Here is a 16,329-nt window from a genome sequence, read left to right on the forward strand (position 1 = left end):
ATCACCACGGTAGCCATGATGAAAACAACAACTCAAGACACTCGATCCAAAGGGTCGAAACTGGGCGCCATCCTGCGGGTCACGAGCGGCAATTTTCTCGAACAGTTCGACTTCTTCCTGTTCGGGTTCTATGCAACTTACATCTCCCAGACATTCTTTCCGACTACCAGCGAGTTCGCCTCGTTAATGATGACCTTCGCCGTATTCGGCTCGGGATTTCTGATGCGACCGCTGGGCGCTATCGTGCTGGGCGCTTACATCGACAAGGTGGGCCGGCGCAAGGGGCTGATCGTGACGCTGTCGATCATGGCCGCGGGCACTGTCTTGATCGCCTTGGTTCCAGGCTACGCCAGCATAGGCATCGCAGCGCCGATATTGGTGTTGCTCGGGCGCCTGTTGCAGGGATTCTCCGCGGGTGCGGAAATGGGTGGTGTTTCCGTGTACCTGGCTGAAATTGCCACGCCCGGACGCCGGGGCTTCTTTACCAGTTGGCAGTCGGCCAGCCAACAAGTGGCCATCATTCTTGCGGCTGCGTTGGGCTATACAATTAACGCCTCCATGGAGGCTGCCGACGTTGCCGCCTGGGGCTGGCGTATCCCATTTTTCATTGGTTGCCTGATTATCCCGTTCATCTTCATTATTCGCCGCTCGCTACAGGAAACCGATGCATTCAAAGCGCGCAGCCATCACCCAAGCGCCAGTGAAGTCTTTCGCTCAATGCGGGACAACTGGCGCACGGTACTGGCTGGTGGTCTGTTAGCGTCGATGACCACCACCACGTTCTATCTCATTACCGTCTACACCCCGACTTTCGGCCGGTCGGTACTCAACCTGAGTACCAGTGACAGTCTGGTGGTCACGCTCTTCGTCGGCCTTAGCAAGTTCATCTGGCTGCCCATCGGCGGTACGATTTCTGATCGCATTGGCCGTCGCCCCTTGCTATTGGCGGTCTCCTTGCTGTGCATCTTCACCGCCTATCCCGCCATGCATTGGCTGGCCGCGGCGGCAAGTTTCGAACGACTGCTCGCTGTGCTGCTGTACTTCTCTTTCTTCTTTGGCATTTACAACGGCGCGATGGTTGCGGCATTGACCGAGGTGATGCCTCAGAACGTACGAGTCGTAGGGTTTTCCCTGGCATTCAGTTTGGCGACGGCTGTGTTCGGCGGCTTTACCCCCGCCGTATCAACAATCCTGGTGCAGACAACAGGTGACAAGGCGTCGCCCGCCTACTGGCTGATGTTTGCAGCGTTGTGCGGATTCACAGCGACAACGATCCTGTATCGCAGGCCAAAAGCACTGCCCGTCAACGCTTGATGAAAGCGAGGGCTGGGCGGAAATCAGGACGTTGCGCTGAATAAATATCTGGCCTTGGCCTGCATTGACTCGTCTACGTATCAATGCGGGCCGACAACGCACCTATCCCGTCCAACGCCCTGCCCCTCCATCGACCTGACTGGCGCCGTACAGCACGGCATCAGATTTTGAATTGTCCCAGCAAGCTTTGCAGGCGATTACCGATCATATACAACTCATCGACTGTCTTGACCCCGAGCTGAGTCTGGCCGGCCACGCTGTCAATGGCGCGTGCGATCTGATGCACCCCGCGGTTGATCTCTTCAGCCACCGAGGTCTGCTCCTCTGCAGCGCTCGCGATTTGTGCGTTCATCGCATTGATAGTGGCGATCAGTTCAACCGTGTTACCCAGAAACTCCCCCGCCTGATCGGCCTGAGCATTAGCGCCTTGAGCGGCTTGGGTGGATTGGTGCATGGCACTGACTACGCCACCCGTGGTGCCCTTGAGACGCTCAACCATTGCCTGGATTTCCTCGGTACTGCGCTGAGTACGACTGGCCAGGGCTCGCACTTCATCAGCCACCACCGCAAACCCGCGCCCGGCAGCACCGGCACGGGCAGCTTCAATGGCTGCATTGAGTGCCAGAAGATTGGTCTGTTCCGCAATCGAGCGAATGACATCCAGCACGGTGACGATTGCGGTCACATCGTCTTGAAGACTCTTCATGGCGACGCCGCTCTCATCAAGCTCCACGGTCAGCGCCTGAATTCGAGTCATGCTGCCATTGACTATTTGCCTGGCGTGGCGGGACTGTCTGTCGGTCTCGACGGCTGCATCTGCAGCACTTTGTGCACTGACCGACACTTCTTGTGCCGCCGATGACATCTCGTTTATCGCCGCAGCCACCTGGTCGGTTTCCTGGCGCTGCTGATCCATAGCGCGGTCGATTTGCCTGCTCTGCTCGGCCACATGGCTCACCGATCCATTCAAGTGCTCGCTCATGGCAACGATCTGGCTGACGAGGCTGTGAATCTTTTCGATAAACGCATTGAACGAACCGGCAAGTTGTCCCAGCTCATCTCGACTGACACGCGGCAGACGCCGCGTCAGATCACCCTCACCCGCCGCGATTTCGTCAAGATGGGTTCGGATCAGGGTCAGGGGCCGCAAACTGCGCCTGACCAGCAGTAGCGTCAGAGCCCCAATAATGCCAATCAGTGCGGTAGCGGTGATGGCAATGCTGTACATCAAATGGCGTACCCGTAGATCAACGTCGGCCCGCACCTTGGCGACCTGAACCTCAATGCTGTCCAGGTTGATCGCGGTGACCACGATCATGTCCCACTTGGGCAAATAAAAGCTGTATGCGAGCTTCGGCACGACTTTATCGGTGTTGACCACTCCACCTGAATAGTTGACGAAGTGAGTGTCATTTTTTGCCGCTGCAACCATTTCACGGTTCAAGAAAATCCCGTTGATGTCTTTGCGGTCACTCATGTTAATGCCCACGCCTTCGCTGCTGTCACCGCGAAACAGGCGCACAACCTGGCTGTCATACCCGATGAAATAGCCGTCATCACCATACTTCACTTTCGACAAGCGGCTGATTGCCAAGGCTCGGCTGGAGGAATCCCCGGGAGCAGCTCGATCATAAAGCTCGGCTATAGAAGTGCGCGCAATGCTCGCGTAATCCTTGAGCCGTATGCGGCTCTCCTCAAGCAGTCGCTCGCGGGTCTGAGTGACTTCCTGCTCGGCCTGGGACTGCAAAGTGCCGCGGGCGCTCAAACCTAAAACCAGAGCAAACAACATCACTGGTAATAAGGTCAGCAACAGTATTTTGGTTTTGAACGACATCGTTGAAATCCTTTACCCAATCCTATGAAGCCGCCGCAGAAGAGGCGGCCTGCGACAATCGCAAGGCCGCGTTCAGGAGATCACCAGAGGGCGATGTCGTAGGTAAAGTAGATCCGGTTGCTGTCACGGCCACGGGAATAATCAGAGCGATAAACGTAGTTACGCAACCGCACACCCAGACCCTTGAAGGTGCCTTGTTGCACGACGTACGCCAGTTCGGCATCACGCTCCCACTCTTTTACCGCGGTGTTGGACTTACCGTCGTTACCACTCAGATACCGGGTGGAGAACGTCAGGCCCGGCACGCCGACGGCAGCAAAGTTATAGCCGTAGTTGAGCATCCAGGTTTTTTCATCCTCCTCGACGAACTTACCTATGCCGGCGTTGCTGAAGGAATAGATCGTTGCACCGCTGATAAAAGGCAATCCGGCATCACCCCTGAGGGTCTGGTAGCCGCCACCGAAGGTATGGCCGGAAATGGCGTAGGACAGTTGCCCGCTGAGCATGTCGTTGTCGATCTTGCCCCCGTAGGCAGAGCCCGTATCGATACTGTTGAAGTAGCGTAAATCACTGGTCAGCACGCCGCCGCCCAAGGGTAGATCGTGCTGGATACCTGCAAAATTCTGACGATAAAAGTTTTCCAGTTCGCCGTAGAAGTAACTCAAACGAACGCTTTTCCCCAACTTGTATTCGGCCCCGGCATAGCTGAAGTCCCCTGATTTATCTCCGCGATAACCGTCGGGCACGATCGGCATGCTGTCGGTGGAGTCACGCAGCTTGAATCGATCCAGGTAACCCCCGGTGAGAGTGAGGTTCTCGATGTCGACGCTACTGATCTGTGTGCCTTGATACGTTTGCGGCAATAGTCGCGCATCGTTGTAGATCAGCACTGGAGTCTTGGGTAACAAGGTGCCGTATTTGACCGTGGTCTTGGCCAGCCGGACCTTGGCAGTCATACCCAGGCTTGCGAATTCGTCAGCCGCGCGACCGTCATCATGGACGGGCAACAAGCCAGTGCCGCTGCGGCCACGGCCGGAATCGAGCTTGACCCCGAGCAGGCCAAGGGCATCCACCCCAAACCCGATGGTGCCGGGGGTAAACCCTGACTGGTAATCCAACAGAAATCCTTGGGCCCACTCGGTTCGCTCGCTCTTGGCCGTGCTTGCCGATTTCGCACTCAAACCATGCTCGTCGCGGAAATTTTCATTGAAATAGACGTTGCGCAATTGCAGCTTGAGCTTGCTGTCATCGATAAATCCTTCTGCATTGGCACTGGTCAGCGGCAACAAACCAAGAAGTGAAAACAGCGCCCGTCGGGTGTGCAAAGTGGTCATGGCAAACTACTCATTGTTGTTTTTAGAGTGCAGGACAGTGCGCGCCTCGCTTGCGAGGCGCGTCAGGAAAAAACAGGTGGTGTAGGCTGATTCAGGTGAAGAGACTGATCGCCCCGGTCAGCAGGGCTAGCGCGGTAATCACCAGGGAAGTGAGTACCGCCCATTTGACGGTGGCTCTCTGGAAGTCGCCGATGTCGCGATCAACCATGCCCACCAGCAACAGGGTTGAAGCTACCAACGGACTCATCAGGTGTACCGGCTGGCCGAGAATCGATGCGCGGGCGATCTCCACCGGGTCAATGCCATACGCCGCAGCGGCATTCGCCAGGATGGGCACCACGCCGAAGTAGTAAGCATCGTTGGACAGCACGAAGGTCAGCGGCATGCTGGTAATTGCCACTACCAGTGGGAACAGATGCCCCCAAGACGGCGGAATCCAGTCAACCAGGGTTTGCGCCAGAGAGTCGACCATCTTGGTGCCCGAAAAAATCCCGGCAAAGATACCGGCGGCAAATACCAGAAGTACGACGGTCATCGCGTTGCCCGAATGGGCAAGGATGCGCTCCTTCTGAATATCCAGTTGCGGATAGTTGATCATCAGCGCCAGTACGAACCCGATCAGGAACAGGATCGCGGAATGCATGATCCCCATCACCAGTGCGATCATCACCGCGATCACCAACAGCAGGTTGACGTAGGCCAGCTTCGGGCGCTTGTGCGGAGTGTCTTCAAGAATCGCCTTGATGTAGCAGTCGCCGCCGCCGCTTTCCAATTGGATATTACCGATACGCTTGCGCTCGGCACGACCCAGCAGGAAGGCGGTGAAGACCACCCACATCGCACCGCCGATCATGGTCGGCAGCAAGGGCACGAAATAGGCACCGGCATCCAGGCCCAGCGCCGCGATCGCCCGGGTCGCTGGCCCTCCCCAAGGGGTCATGCCACTCATGATGCTCAGAGAAAGCATGGCAATGGTCGCCAGAATCATTGGATTCATCCCGATACGTTTGTATAGGGGAAGCATTGCCGCACAGGTAATCATGTAGGTGGTGGTGCCATCACCGTCCAGGGCCACCACCAGCGACAGCAACGCTGTGCCAACAGCGATTTTCATCGGGTCGCCGTTGACGCGTTTGAGGATCTTGCGAATCAGCGGGTCAAACAGGCCAGCGTCGATCATCAAGCCAAAAAACAAGATCGCGAACAGCAGAAGCGCAGCCGAAGGCGCGACCATTTTCAAGCCATCGAGCATCATCTTGCCGGTAGTGCCACCGAAACCGCCAATGACGGCAAACACAATCGGCACCACTGTCAGGGCGACAATCGGCGACAACCGTTTGGTCATTATCAGGACGGTGAAGACCACCACCATGGCCAAGCCAAGCAATGCGAGCATAGGTAAGTTCTCTTGTTCTTATGAGTAGCGTGGCCGACGCGCAGGCGTACGACCCCGTGCCCGCCAGATGGCCCGATCAACGTTACCTGGCGGGGGGTTGTTCTTGAGGTAATTAAAGGGTCTTGAGTCAGCCGCGGCCGGTTAGACGTGTTCCGTGACCCTCAGGCCATCCCAGTCCGCGTTCTGAACCGGGGTTGGGTTCACAGCGGGCGAAGGTTTACCGTCCAGCGTCCGCAGCAGTGTTTCGCGATCGCAGGCGTTCTCCGAGATGGCCATCACCACGGTAGCCACGGCGTTGCTGGCCAGGCTGGTCAGCGCCCGGGCTTCCGACATGAAGCGGTCGATCCCGATCAGCAGGGCAAGGCCAGCCAGGGGAATGTCATGGATCACCGTCAGCGTCGACGCCAGTGCGACGAAACCGGCGCCGGTGACACCTGCTGCACCCTTCGAGGACAACAGCATGATGGCCAGCATGGTTACGGTCTGCATCAGGCTCAGTTCAATGTTGCAGGCCTGAGCAATGAACACCGCTGCCAGCGAGAGGTAGATCGCCGTGCCGTCGAGGTTGAACGAGTAACCCGTTGGCAGCACCAGCCCCACCACACCTTTTTTGCAGCCTAAGGCCTGCAGCTTTTCCAACATCCGCGGCATCACCGGCTCGGTGGAGGAAGTCCCTAGCACCACCAGGAATTCTTCGCGCAAGTAGCGCAGCAACTTCCAGAGACTGAAGCCATTCGCCCGGCAAATGCTGCCCAGCACCACGAAGACGAAGAAGGCACAGGCGATGTACAACGTCATGATCAGCTTGGCCAGCGAACCCAACGAGGTAATACCGTACTGGCCCACAGTGAACGCCAAAGCGCCAAAGGCACCGATCGGAGCAACGCGCATCAGGTAGGAGAAGATCTTGAACACCATGTGCGAGGCGGATTCCAGTACATCCAGTACCGGCTTGCCACGCTCGCCTATGGCTGAAAGAGCAAAACCACACAGCACCGCGATGAACAACACCGGCAGCACTTCACCTTTATTGAAAGCACCGATGAAAGTATCGGGGATGATGTGCATGAAAAACTCGACCACTCCCAACTTCGCGGCGGAATCGGTGTACTGCGTCAGGCCCTTGGTGCTCAACTGGGTGGGGTCAATGTTCATGCCCACACCGGGTTTGAACAGGTAGACCGCCACCAGGCCGATAATCAAACTGATCACGGTCAACGCCAGGAACAGCAACATGGTCTTGCTCAACAGACGACCGAGCGCACGTTTGTCGCTCATGCCGGCGATACCGGTGACGATGGTGCAGAACACCACCGGAGCGATCATCATCTTGATCAGTTTGATGAAGGCATCACCCAGCGGTTTCAAGGCAATGGCCTGTTGCGACCAGAAGTGCCCGACCAGCACGCCCAACAACACGGCGAAGAGAATCTGGAAGTAGAGCGATTTTACAACTTTCATGGCATCACCCATTTTTAGAATTGTGCTGATGCAAAGACGGCAATGACTAGAGGAAATTATCCGGCGAGTCGTTGGGAAGCCGTGGCGTAGACAAAACCGGAGAACAGCCTGCGTGATGTACGCACCACCGAGGCACGAATTGTCTCACCCTGAGCACCGGTGTAGGACAATACGACATCTATCCCGCCGCTTGGATGTTCAATGCGTACTTGCTTCAAGCGCGGCTCGCTAGCCCCGCCGAGCAATTGTGCGACAACACTGCCTGGCGTGACACACGCGGTGGCCAGGCCGATGGAGCCGGTGATCGCCAAGGCGCGGTGGCAGTTGTGTGGCATGAAGTAGCGCACCTGGATGGTGCCGCCAGCCTTGGCCGGAGACACCAGTACAGGCTTGGGAATCACTTTGTCACTGACATCACCCAGGCCCATTGCCAACCCGGCTTGCAGTCGCAAGGCTTCCAGGCGGCGCAAGAACTCTTTGTCGGCATCCAATTCAGCAGGACTTTCATCACCGCGCTTACCCAGTTGGCCGGCTTCGATGATCATCATCGGCATTGCCATATCGATGCAGGTCACTGGAATGCCATCGATCAAATCCTGCGTTTGCCCAGTCGGGAAGAGTTTGCCGGTCTTGCTGCCCGCAGCATCCAGGAAGGTCAGTTGCACAGGAGCGGCGGTACCCGGCACACCGTCGATGGCGGTGTCGCCTTCATAGCTGACCTGCCCATCGGGGGTCTGTACCTCGGCGTTCACAAAAGTCCCCGTGTTGAGGTTGCGAATCCGCACGCGAGTCAGATCTTTGCAGGCTTTTACCAGCCCATGCTCAATAGCGAATGGGCCAACGGCGCAAAGCATGTTGCCGCAATTGGGTGCGGTGTCGACTCGACGCTGGGAGACCATGACTTGCACAAACAGATAATCGACATCCGCCTCAGGATGCAGCGATGGGCTGACGATCGCCACCTTGCTGGTTTGTGGGCTACCACCACCGATGCCGTCAATTTCCAGCTCATGGCCAGAACCCATCAGGTTGAGCAGCAGCTCATCACGCTCGTCGATCGCAACAGGTAGATCCCAGGCGAGAAACACCGGGCCTTTGGAAGTACCACCGCGCATTAGCACACAGGGAATTCGTTGCATGAATACTGACTCTTGTTGATCAATCGGGGTAATTGTTGCCTTGTGAGCAAGAGTCGCAGGCTTTAAAATTTGTTTCCAATGCAAATATCAGCCTGATTATTGCGTTTGACGAATGATGATTTTAGGATGAGCGGACTGAACAACTCTCGTCTGCTGAGATAAAAAACGTGAATTATGAGCTGAACGACATCCGATCTTTCGTGAAAATCGCAGAACTTGGCAGCTTCCACGAGGCTGCCGATGCACTGCATCTCTCCCAGCCAGCCCTAAGTCGGAGAATGAAGAAGCTCGAAGAGGGATTAGGAACAGCCCTCCTCGATCGCACGACAAGGAGGGTAAGTCTTACTAGCGTTGGGCGAGACTTCCTACCCAAGGCACGACGCTTACTGGATGACTTCGACGACTCGATCCTTAACATCCGGGAACTGGCGGAGCGGCAGAGCGGCCGTGTAACCCTGGCCTGTATCCCCACCGCCGCTTTCTACTTCCTCCCGACGGTGATCCGCCTCTACAACGAGCGCTATCCACAAATCCGCATTCGCTTGCTCGATCTCAGTGCAAACGAAGGCCTGGAGGCCGTTCTGCGTGGCGAAGCCGACTTTGGCATCAACATGATGAGCGGCCAGCACCCCGACATAGAGTTCGTGCCGTTGGTCAACGAGCCTTTTGTTTTAGCGTGTCGACGCGACCATGAGCTGGCTGAGCGCAGCGCAGTCACCTGGTCGGAACTCAGCAATTACCGCCTTATCGGGGTCGGTCGCCTGAGCGGCAACCGCATGCTGCTTGACCACGCGTTGTCGGGCTTGAGCTGGCGTCCACAGTGGTTCTATGAGGTGCAACACCTGTCTACATCGCTGGGTCTGGTAGAAGCTGGATTAGGCGTCTCGGCAATGCCGAGCCTGGCAATGCCTGCTGAGGATCATCCAACATTGGTGAGCGTCCCGTTGATAGAGCCCATCGTCAACCGATCGTTGGGACTGGTGTACCGAAGAGGCGCCTCACTCTCTCCGGCAGCGGAAAAATTCGTCTCGATACTGCTGGAGCAGTGGGAGCAATGACCTCTTTCTTCCCCTTAGCCTGGGTTGAGATAACCGCCGAGCGGCGTTGAGCAATGCCGACTATGTGGACGATTGCAACCGAGTGAATGGGTTGGCCGCGAACCTCGGGTGGCGAATTTAGCCACAAAATCGGCAAGTCACTTACGACAGGAATAATAGGATGTTCGTACCGAAAGCGTTGGGCGGGATTGAAATCTACAGGGCGAGCAAACGTCATGAAGACCTTATCTTCCAACGAATCAAAAGAGGCGTATTCGAACAATTCGAACCCGGGATCTACACCGACAGGGCCGAAATAAAAAACATCGTGAATCACATGTTCGAACTGTATCGGAAAATCCTTGCCGAACACCTACGCATAATAAATTCCAGGGGGTTCGCTTCATTCTTAGTGCAGCAATATGAACGCTACGGACAAATTTCCAATAAATACAAACTCGGCCTGCTTCCTAAAGAGGAAGAAATATTCTGGCAGGGCTACGCAGTGTCAGCCCGTAGAGGGATAAAATATCTACTTGAACTGATCTGCCTGGCAGACATGAAAGACAACGCTTCGAACCATAGTCTCCCTGAACAACAAGATGCGATAGCTATGGTGTTTGTCGCCGCCGAAGAACTGGTCAGTCTTTATATGCGTAGCGACAACTATGTATATTTGATGGAGAACGTCACACTCATCCTCGACCCTCTGGAAGAAACCTATTTTAATGTGCCTCAAGACGCCGATACAATTTTTGACCCGCGTGAGGCTTATCGTGATGAAGAACTCTATATTCCCAGCCCAGACTTTCTGTGCGATCACGCCGCGCACAGTGAGCTTACTGAAGAAAGTTTCATTCGCCACCTAGGGATTACGTATACAACAGCTTTAGGTATTTTTCAGTGGATCATCACTACCTATAGCGACGCCGAACATCCAGAGCGTATTTGTTTTTTCTATCGCGACGAAGTACTTGCGAAAATTATTCAGACTTGCGCGGTATCAGCAGAGCAGGCTCGATTATTTTTAGATGGGCTATCTCTCTCGCCTGAAAAAATGCGCGAGGAGCGCAGAGAGCTATTTAGTCCGAAACAAGAGTATAGAGCCTATAAGCGTCCGTTTTTTTACGATTACCATAACGGCGACGAACTGATGTTCTTCTCTCAGCTTATGGCAACAGAATGTTTAACATGTCTGGTCCGAGAATTCGCTTTCAAAAAAATCCCGACTGAATGGTACGCCAAACAGGTGGGTGCAGAGTTGGCAGATGTTTCCTTAAAGTCGGGTCGCTGGTTTGAAAGCGTGGTTACAAGCAACTTCGAGCGCGTTGGACTGCGCGGCCTGTCATCCGTAAAAAACCTGCGCTTCAAAAAGGGTCAAAAAATTGAAGTTCCAGCCGATGTCGGCGAAATCGACCATCTCGTTTTCTGCCCTGATCAACAATTACTCATCATTATTGAAGACAAACAAGTTATTCAATCTACCGAGCCTAGAACGCACCGGGATGATCTCACAAAATTTATAACCAGCAAAAATAGTTACAGCGAGAAATTCTCCAAAAAGTACACATGGGCCGCTGACAATCTCAACGATCTGGAAGCCTATTTTCAAGAGGTATTTGATCCCGGCATCCAGTTTGGTGCTATTTGCCGCGTAATGATAACGCGGTACCCAACATTCGTCGCAAATCAGATCAAAGACTTTACGTGTATCTCCCTCGTTGAGTTCATGAATATCTATTCTTCTTCGGGCAAACGCTGGATATTCAATAAAAACGAAGTGGTAAAGCTGGCACCGCACAGTCTTGAGCGCGATGAATCGCACTAATACGGTGCAATATGCCTACCCCGCATACCCCATTCTCAAACGTCATAATCCTCCCTTTTCCTACATGGTAATCTGCCACCTCCCTCATCGGCTTTGATCCCATGCAGTCAAAGGCCCCAACCAGGAAAGATCATGCCGAAAAAGTCTCACACCGCCCTGCGCCGTAATTTTCGTGAATTGCTTGCAACGCCTACCTGCGTAGAAACCGCTTCCGTCTTTGACCCGATGTCCGCGCGTATCGCCGCCGACCTGGGTTTTGAAGTGGGCATCCTGGGCGGCTCCGTCGCCTCGTTGCAGGTGCTTGCCGCCCCCGATTTTGCCTTGATCACCCTGAGTGAGTTTGTCGAGCAGGCCACCCGCATCGGCCGCGTCGCCCAACTGCCGTTTATTGCCGATGCCGACCACGGTTACGGCAATGCCCTGAACGTGATGCGCACCGTCGAAGAACTTGAGCGTGCCGGTGTGGCCGCGTTGACCATTGAAGACACGCTGCTGCCCGCACAATTCGGGCGTAAATCCACGGATCTGATTTCCATCGACGAAGGTATCGGCAAGGTCCGCGCCGCGCTGGAAGCACGGGTCGATCCGGAACTGTCGATCATTGCGCGGACCAACGCCGGTGTATTGCCCACCGAAGCGGTGATAGAGCGCACCCTGGCCTATCAAAAAGCCGGTGCGGATGGGATTTGCATGGTCGGTGTCAGTGACTTCGAGCACCTGGAGAAGATCGCAGAAAACCTCACGGTGCCGTTGATGCTGGTGACCTACGGCAACCCGAAACTCCATGACGCCCAACGTCTGGCCAGCCTCGGCGTTCGTGTGGTGGTTGCCGGTCACGGTGCATATTTCGCCGCGATCAAGGCCACCTACGACAGCCTGCGCGCCCAGCGCCAGTTGACTCAGAGCACCTCGAACCTCAGCGCTACCGAACTGACGCACACCTACACGTTGCCCGAGAGTTACGTGGCGTGGGCGCAAGAGTTCATGGATGTAAAAGAGTAGTCCTTACCTGCCAGGTAAGCGGTGAATGCCCTCCTCCTGCCATGGGCTCACCGCCACCGTTGGCGGCGTCACGCCAGCGCCACCCCATCGCATGCCCCGCCCTGAGCGCCCTGCTCACCAATGCCACTAACCGCAACTAAGCAGCCAACTAAAAACTCGCGCGCACGAAAAAAATCCGCCGCAGAGTCTGCGGCGGCAACCAAAGGATTTTGTCGAAGCAGAGCGGCTAAGACAGTTCCACGCTACACCCGATAGCAAATAAATACCGTGAAGTTTAATTAATCGAGTTTCATCCTTCCCCTGGCTGCAGGCCACGCAGACTCTGCTTAGAATCAGCTTCGGCAGCCACGTCGAAGATAATAAAAACGGTAATGCCTCACCTGAAAACATCTGCCAAAACAATGTTATGCGCTATCCAACAAGTGCGGTGTTTGCGCGCGCGTTCAATATTCTTGGGGATTAAATAAATGTTTAAACACAGCAGTCTGCTGGCACTGGCGGTGTGCGCCAGTATCAGTCAAATGGCATTGGCCGAGTCGGTCAGCGACCAGGCCGAATCGAAAGGCTTTATCGACGGCAGCAGCATCACCGGGCTGTTGCGCAACTACTACATGGACCGCGACCGCGCGAGCGGCAAGGCCGACAATCGTGACTGGACCCAGGGCGCGATGCTCAACTACGCCTCGGGCTTCACCCAGGGCACCATCGGCTTCGGAGTCGATGCCTATGCCTACGGCGGGCTGAAACTCGACGCCACCCACAGCGACGCCGGCACTGGCAACTTGCCGACCGACCGCAACGGCGATCCAGAAAATGCCTACGGCTCAGTGGGCGCGGCGGTGAAGGTAAAAATCTCCAAGACCCAGCTCAAGTTCGGCGACATGCAGCCCACCGCCCCGGTCTTCGCTACCGGCGGCACCCGCCTGTTGCCGCAGACGGCCACCGGTTTCGACCTGACCAGCAGCGAAATCGCCGGCCTCGACCTGGAAGCCGGGCACTTCACCAGCACCAACAGCGGCATGACCAGCAACCACGACCACGACATCTACGCGACCTACGCCAACATCGCCGCCAACAGTGCGAGCTTTGTCGGCGGCAAATACACCTTCAGCCCGTCACTGAGCGCGACGCTGTATGCCGGCGAACTGGAGGACATCTGGCGCCAGTACTACACCAACCTCAACTACGTGATCCCCTTGGGCCACGACCAGTCACTGGCCCTGGACGGCAACCTGTACCGCACCCTCGACACCGGCAGCGCCAAGGCCGGGGCGATCAACAACACCACTTATTCGGTGGCGGCGGCCTATTCGTTCTGGCAGGCACACACGCTGACGTTGTCGTTCCAGAAAGTGCATGGCGATACACCGTTTGACTACATCGGCACCGGCAACAACGGTGCGGGCGAAGGCGGCGATTCAGTGTTCCTCGCCAACTCGGTGCAGTGGGGCGATTTCAACGGGCCCGGCGAGCAGTCCTGGGGCATCCGTTATGACCTCAACATGGCCAGCTATGGCGTGCCTGGGCTGAGTTTCATGGGCCGTTACATCAACGGCTCGGACATCGACGGCAGCCACACACCGGCTCACAGCGCCTACGCCAACGACTATGGCTCGGACGGCGCGCATCACGAGACCGATGTGGAAGCCAAATACGTGATCCAGAGCGGCCCGGCGAAGAACCTGTCGCTACGGGTGCGTGATGCCATCGTGTCGTCGAACGCCGACCAGGGCGATGGCAAGTTGAACGAGCTGCGGCTGATTGTCGACTATCCGTTTACCTTGCTGTAGGCGACCACACTGAGCCGGCCGACAGGGCGCCGGCCGGCTCATGACCGTGCTACCCCACCCAGCCTACTGCGGTCTTGGGAATGACTTCCGACTCATCCAGCTTCGACGCAAACATGCTCACCGCTTGCACCGCATCGCTGGTGCTGGTGCGGATCTGCAGGATCACCGAACCGGCCTGATCGGCCAGATTCACACCCCGTTGCGCGCCTTCCTGGGTGGCGTTCATGCTGGTCACCGCGTCACGCGTTTCCGAGAGGATCATGCCGATCATCTCGGCAATTTCCGCCGTCGAGCGGCTGGTGCGCCCGGCCAGTTGTCGGACCTCATCGGCCACCACCGCAAACCCGCGCCCCTGGTCGCCCGCGCGCGCCGCCTCGATCGCTGCGTTGAGCGCCAACAAGTTGGTCTGGTCGGCAATACCGCGAATGGTGTTGACGATGGCCGTGATCTGCTCGGAACGGTCGCCCAACTGCCCCACCAGTCGTGCGGATGCACCGATGTTGTCGGCGATGCGGCGCATCTCGCTGGCAGTTTCCTGGATCACCTGGGTGCCATGCTCGGCAAAGCGCTCGGTCTCGGAGGAGATGTGATAGGCCCGCGACGCGCCACGGGAGTCTTCCTCGAATTTCTCTACCCGCTCGGTGATGTCGCTGGCGAACTTGACGATCTTGAGCAGTTTGCCATCGCCGTCATACACCGGGTTGTAGCTGGCCTCCAACCACGCGACGCGACCATGCTTGCCGATGCGCTTGAATTGCCCGGTGAAAAACTCACCGTTGTTCAGGCGTCGCCAGAAGTCACTGTACTCACTGCTGTTGACCAATGCGGGTTCGCAAAACATGCGGTGATGTTTGCCTTTGAGTTCAGCCAGGGAATAGCCCATGACGTTCAGGAAGTTTTCGTTGGCGTCGAGCACCTGACCATTCAAGTCGAACTCGATCACGGCCATTGCCCGGTCCAGCGCCGCGAGTTTGCTGCGGGTCGCCGCTTCCTGTTCGACTTTCTGCGTCACATCCAGCGCGTACTTGACCACTTTCAACACATGGCCTTGGGTATCCAGCACCGGGTTGTAGCTGGCCTCCAACCACACAGTTTTTCCGTTGGAAGCCACTCGTTTGAAGGTGCCCGACACGAACTTGCCAGCACGAAGGTCGTTCCAGAATTCCGTGTAAGCCGGGCTGCCGGTCAGTTCCGGCAAGCAGAAGTCGCGGTGGGACTTGCCCATCAATTGCGCGGCGCTGTAACCCAGGGTGTTCTGGAAAACTTCGTTGGCGCGCAAGACCTTGCCGGTCAGATCGAATTCGACCACCGCCATGGAGCGCTCGAGCGCGGCGATCAGCCCCTTATATTCAGTGACGTCGGCCGTCCTGGCCGCCAGTTCTGTTTTTAAGACTTTATTGAACATGACGTACCTCTCGCTCAAGCGTGATCCTGTAGTGCCTGAGTCTAGTATCGGCGTAAAAAAAACGGACTTGACACGGAAAAAATATTTATTAATTGACGTCAATATTTACACGCCGCGCATCGCCACCGTGACCCACCCTGCCCCTGTGTTTAAACTGGCAACCCTTTGACCTGAGCGGAGCCCCCATGGCCAACCACGACCTGCACTACACCCCCGACCCCGATGCAGATTCGATTTCCTCCGACGTGATCGGCTTCAACGGCATCCTGGTCTCCACCCAGATTCCCACCCGTGCCGACGGCAGCCTGGAGCTGGGCGACATCACCTTGCAGAGCGAATGCACCCTGCAAGCGCTGAAAGTCGCCCTGGAAAAGGCCGGCAGTTCCATGGACCGGGTCATGCACCTGACGATCTACTTGACGGATATGGCCGATCGCGCCGCGTTCAATGACGTCTACAAGCGCTTCTTCGCCAAGCCGTGGCCGGTGCGGGCAGCCGTTGGCGTGGCCGCGTTGGCCGTCGATGGCATGCGCGTCGAAGTCACCGCAATGGCCGCAAAAGCCTAAGCCAGGCGCAGCCAAAAAATGTGGGAGCGGGCTTGTGTGGGAGCGGGCTTGCTCGCGAATACGGTGTGTCAGTCAATAGATGTTTGACTGATCCAGCGCCTTCGCGGGCAAGCCCGCTCCCACATTTGATTGGGTTTGCAATCCCAAGGCTCAGGAAACACCCGTCAGCCTTGTGGTAGGTGCCCCCCCAGCGTTTCACAGCTACAATGCGCGCCTCAACCGT

At 56.4% G+C, this 16,329-nt stretch carries 12 protein-coding genes; 6 read left to right on the forward strand and 6 right to left on the reverse strand.

The genetic code is table 11. The annotated features are described in order from the left end of the window. Nucleotides 1-15 precede the first annotated feature (15 nt). Complete coding sequence (locus IB241_RS20870; protein ID WP_192300140.1) at nucleotides 16-1,314, forward strand: MFS transporter; 1,299 nt, start codon at nucleotides 16-18, stop codon at nucleotides 1,312-1,314. A 160-nt stretch (nucleotides 1,315-1,474) separates the two neighbouring features. Here IB241_RS20870 and IB241_RS20875 read toward each other — a convergent pair whose 3' ends face one another. From IB241_RS20875 to IB241_RS20895, 5 genes are all read right to left on the reverse strand, one after another. Next, on the reverse strand, nucleotides 1,475-3,148 hold the full coding sequence (locus tag IB241_RS20875; RefSeq protein WP_192300096.1) for a methyl-accepting chemotaxis protein: 1,674 nt from the start codon (nucleotides 3,146-3,148) through the stop codon (nucleotides 1,475-1,477). Nucleotides 3,149-3,228: 80 nt separating this feature from the next. Further along, entirely contained in the window at nucleotides 3,229-4,482 is a 1,254-nt protein-coding gene (locus IB241_RS20880) for an OprD family porin (protein ID WP_192300097.1), read from the reverse strand. Between the two features lie 91 nt (nucleotides 4,483-4,573). Beyond that, entirely contained in the window at nucleotides 4,574-5,878 is a 1,305-nt protein-coding gene (locus tag IB241_RS20885; RefSeq protein ID WP_192300098.1) for a CitMHS family transporter, read from the reverse strand. 141 nt (nucleotides 5,879-6,019) lie between these two features. Further along, nucleotides 6,020-7,351 carry a dicarboxylate/amino acid:cation symporter gene (locus IB241_RS20890; RefSeq protein WP_192300099.1) on the reverse strand — a complete coding sequence of 444 codons (1,332 nt, stop codon included), beginning with the start codon at nucleotides 7,349-7,351 and terminating at the stop codon, nucleotides 6,020-6,022. Between the two features lie 44 nt (nucleotides 7,352-7,395). Beyond that, the gene (locus IB241_RS20895) at nucleotides 7,396-8,478 is read right to left on the reverse strand and encodes a 4-oxalomesaconate tautomerase (protein WP_192300100.1); all 1,083 of its coding nucleotides are present in this window, start codon (nucleotides 8,476-8,478) and stop codon (nucleotides 7,396-7,398) included. 167 nt (nucleotides 8,479-8,645) lie between these two features. On the opposite strand from IB241_RS20895, the gene IB241_RS20900 reads away from it, so the two are divergent. From IB241_RS20900 to IB241_RS20915, 4 genes are all read left to right on the forward strand, one after another. After that, nucleotides 8,646-9,536: a LysR family transcriptional regulator gene (locus tag IB241_RS20900; protein ID WP_192300101.1), complete on the forward strand. Its 891-nt coding sequence runs from the start codon at nucleotides 8,646-8,648 to the stop codon at nucleotides 9,534-9,536. Nucleotides 9,537-9,696: 160 nt separating this feature from the next. After that, the gene (locus tag IB241_RS20905; protein ID WP_192300102.1) at nucleotides 9,697-11,343 is read left to right on the forward strand and encodes a hypothetical protein; all 1,647 of its coding nucleotides are present in this window, start codon (nucleotides 9,697-9,699) and stop codon (nucleotides 11,341-11,343) included. A gap of 132 nt (nucleotides 11,344-11,475) precedes the next feature. After that, the gene (locus IB241_RS20910) at nucleotides 11,476-12,345 is read left to right on the forward strand and encodes an isocitrate lyase/PEP mutase family protein (RefSeq protein WP_192300103.1); all 870 of its coding nucleotides are present in this window, start codon (nucleotides 11,476-11,478) and stop codon (nucleotides 12,343-12,345) included. Nucleotides 12,346-12,812: 467 nt separating this feature from the next. Continuing rightward, nucleotides 12,813-14,135 (forward strand): OprD family porin, encoded by a 1,323-nt coding sequence (locus IB241_RS20915; RefSeq protein ID WP_192300104.1) that lies wholly within the window; start codon nucleotides 12,813-12,815, stop codon nucleotides 14,133-14,135. A 49-nt stretch (nucleotides 14,136-14,184) separates the two neighbouring features. Here IB241_RS20915 and IB241_RS27705 read toward each other — a convergent pair whose 3' ends face one another. Beyond that, nucleotides 14,185-15,540 carry a methyl-accepting chemotaxis protein gene (locus IB241_RS27705; protein ID WP_192300105.1) on the reverse strand — a complete coding sequence of 452 codons (1,356 nt, stop codon included), beginning with the start codon at nucleotides 15,538-15,540 and terminating at the stop codon, nucleotides 14,185-14,187. 185 nt (nucleotides 15,541-15,725) lie between these two features. Between IB241_RS27705 and IB241_RS20925 the strand changes: the two genes are divergently transcribed. Then, nucleotides 15,726-16,106, forward strand: a complete 381-nt coding sequence (locus tag IB241_RS20925) for a RidA family protein (protein ID WP_192300106.1) — start codon at nucleotides 15,726-15,728, stop codon at nucleotides 16,104-16,106. Nucleotides 16,107-16,329 lie beyond the last annotated feature (223 nt).

Source organism: Pseudomonas sp. PDM05 (assembly GCF_014851685.1).
Lineage (GTDB): Bacteria > Pseudomonadota > Gammaproteobacteria > Pseudomonadales > Pseudomonadaceae > Aquipseudomonas.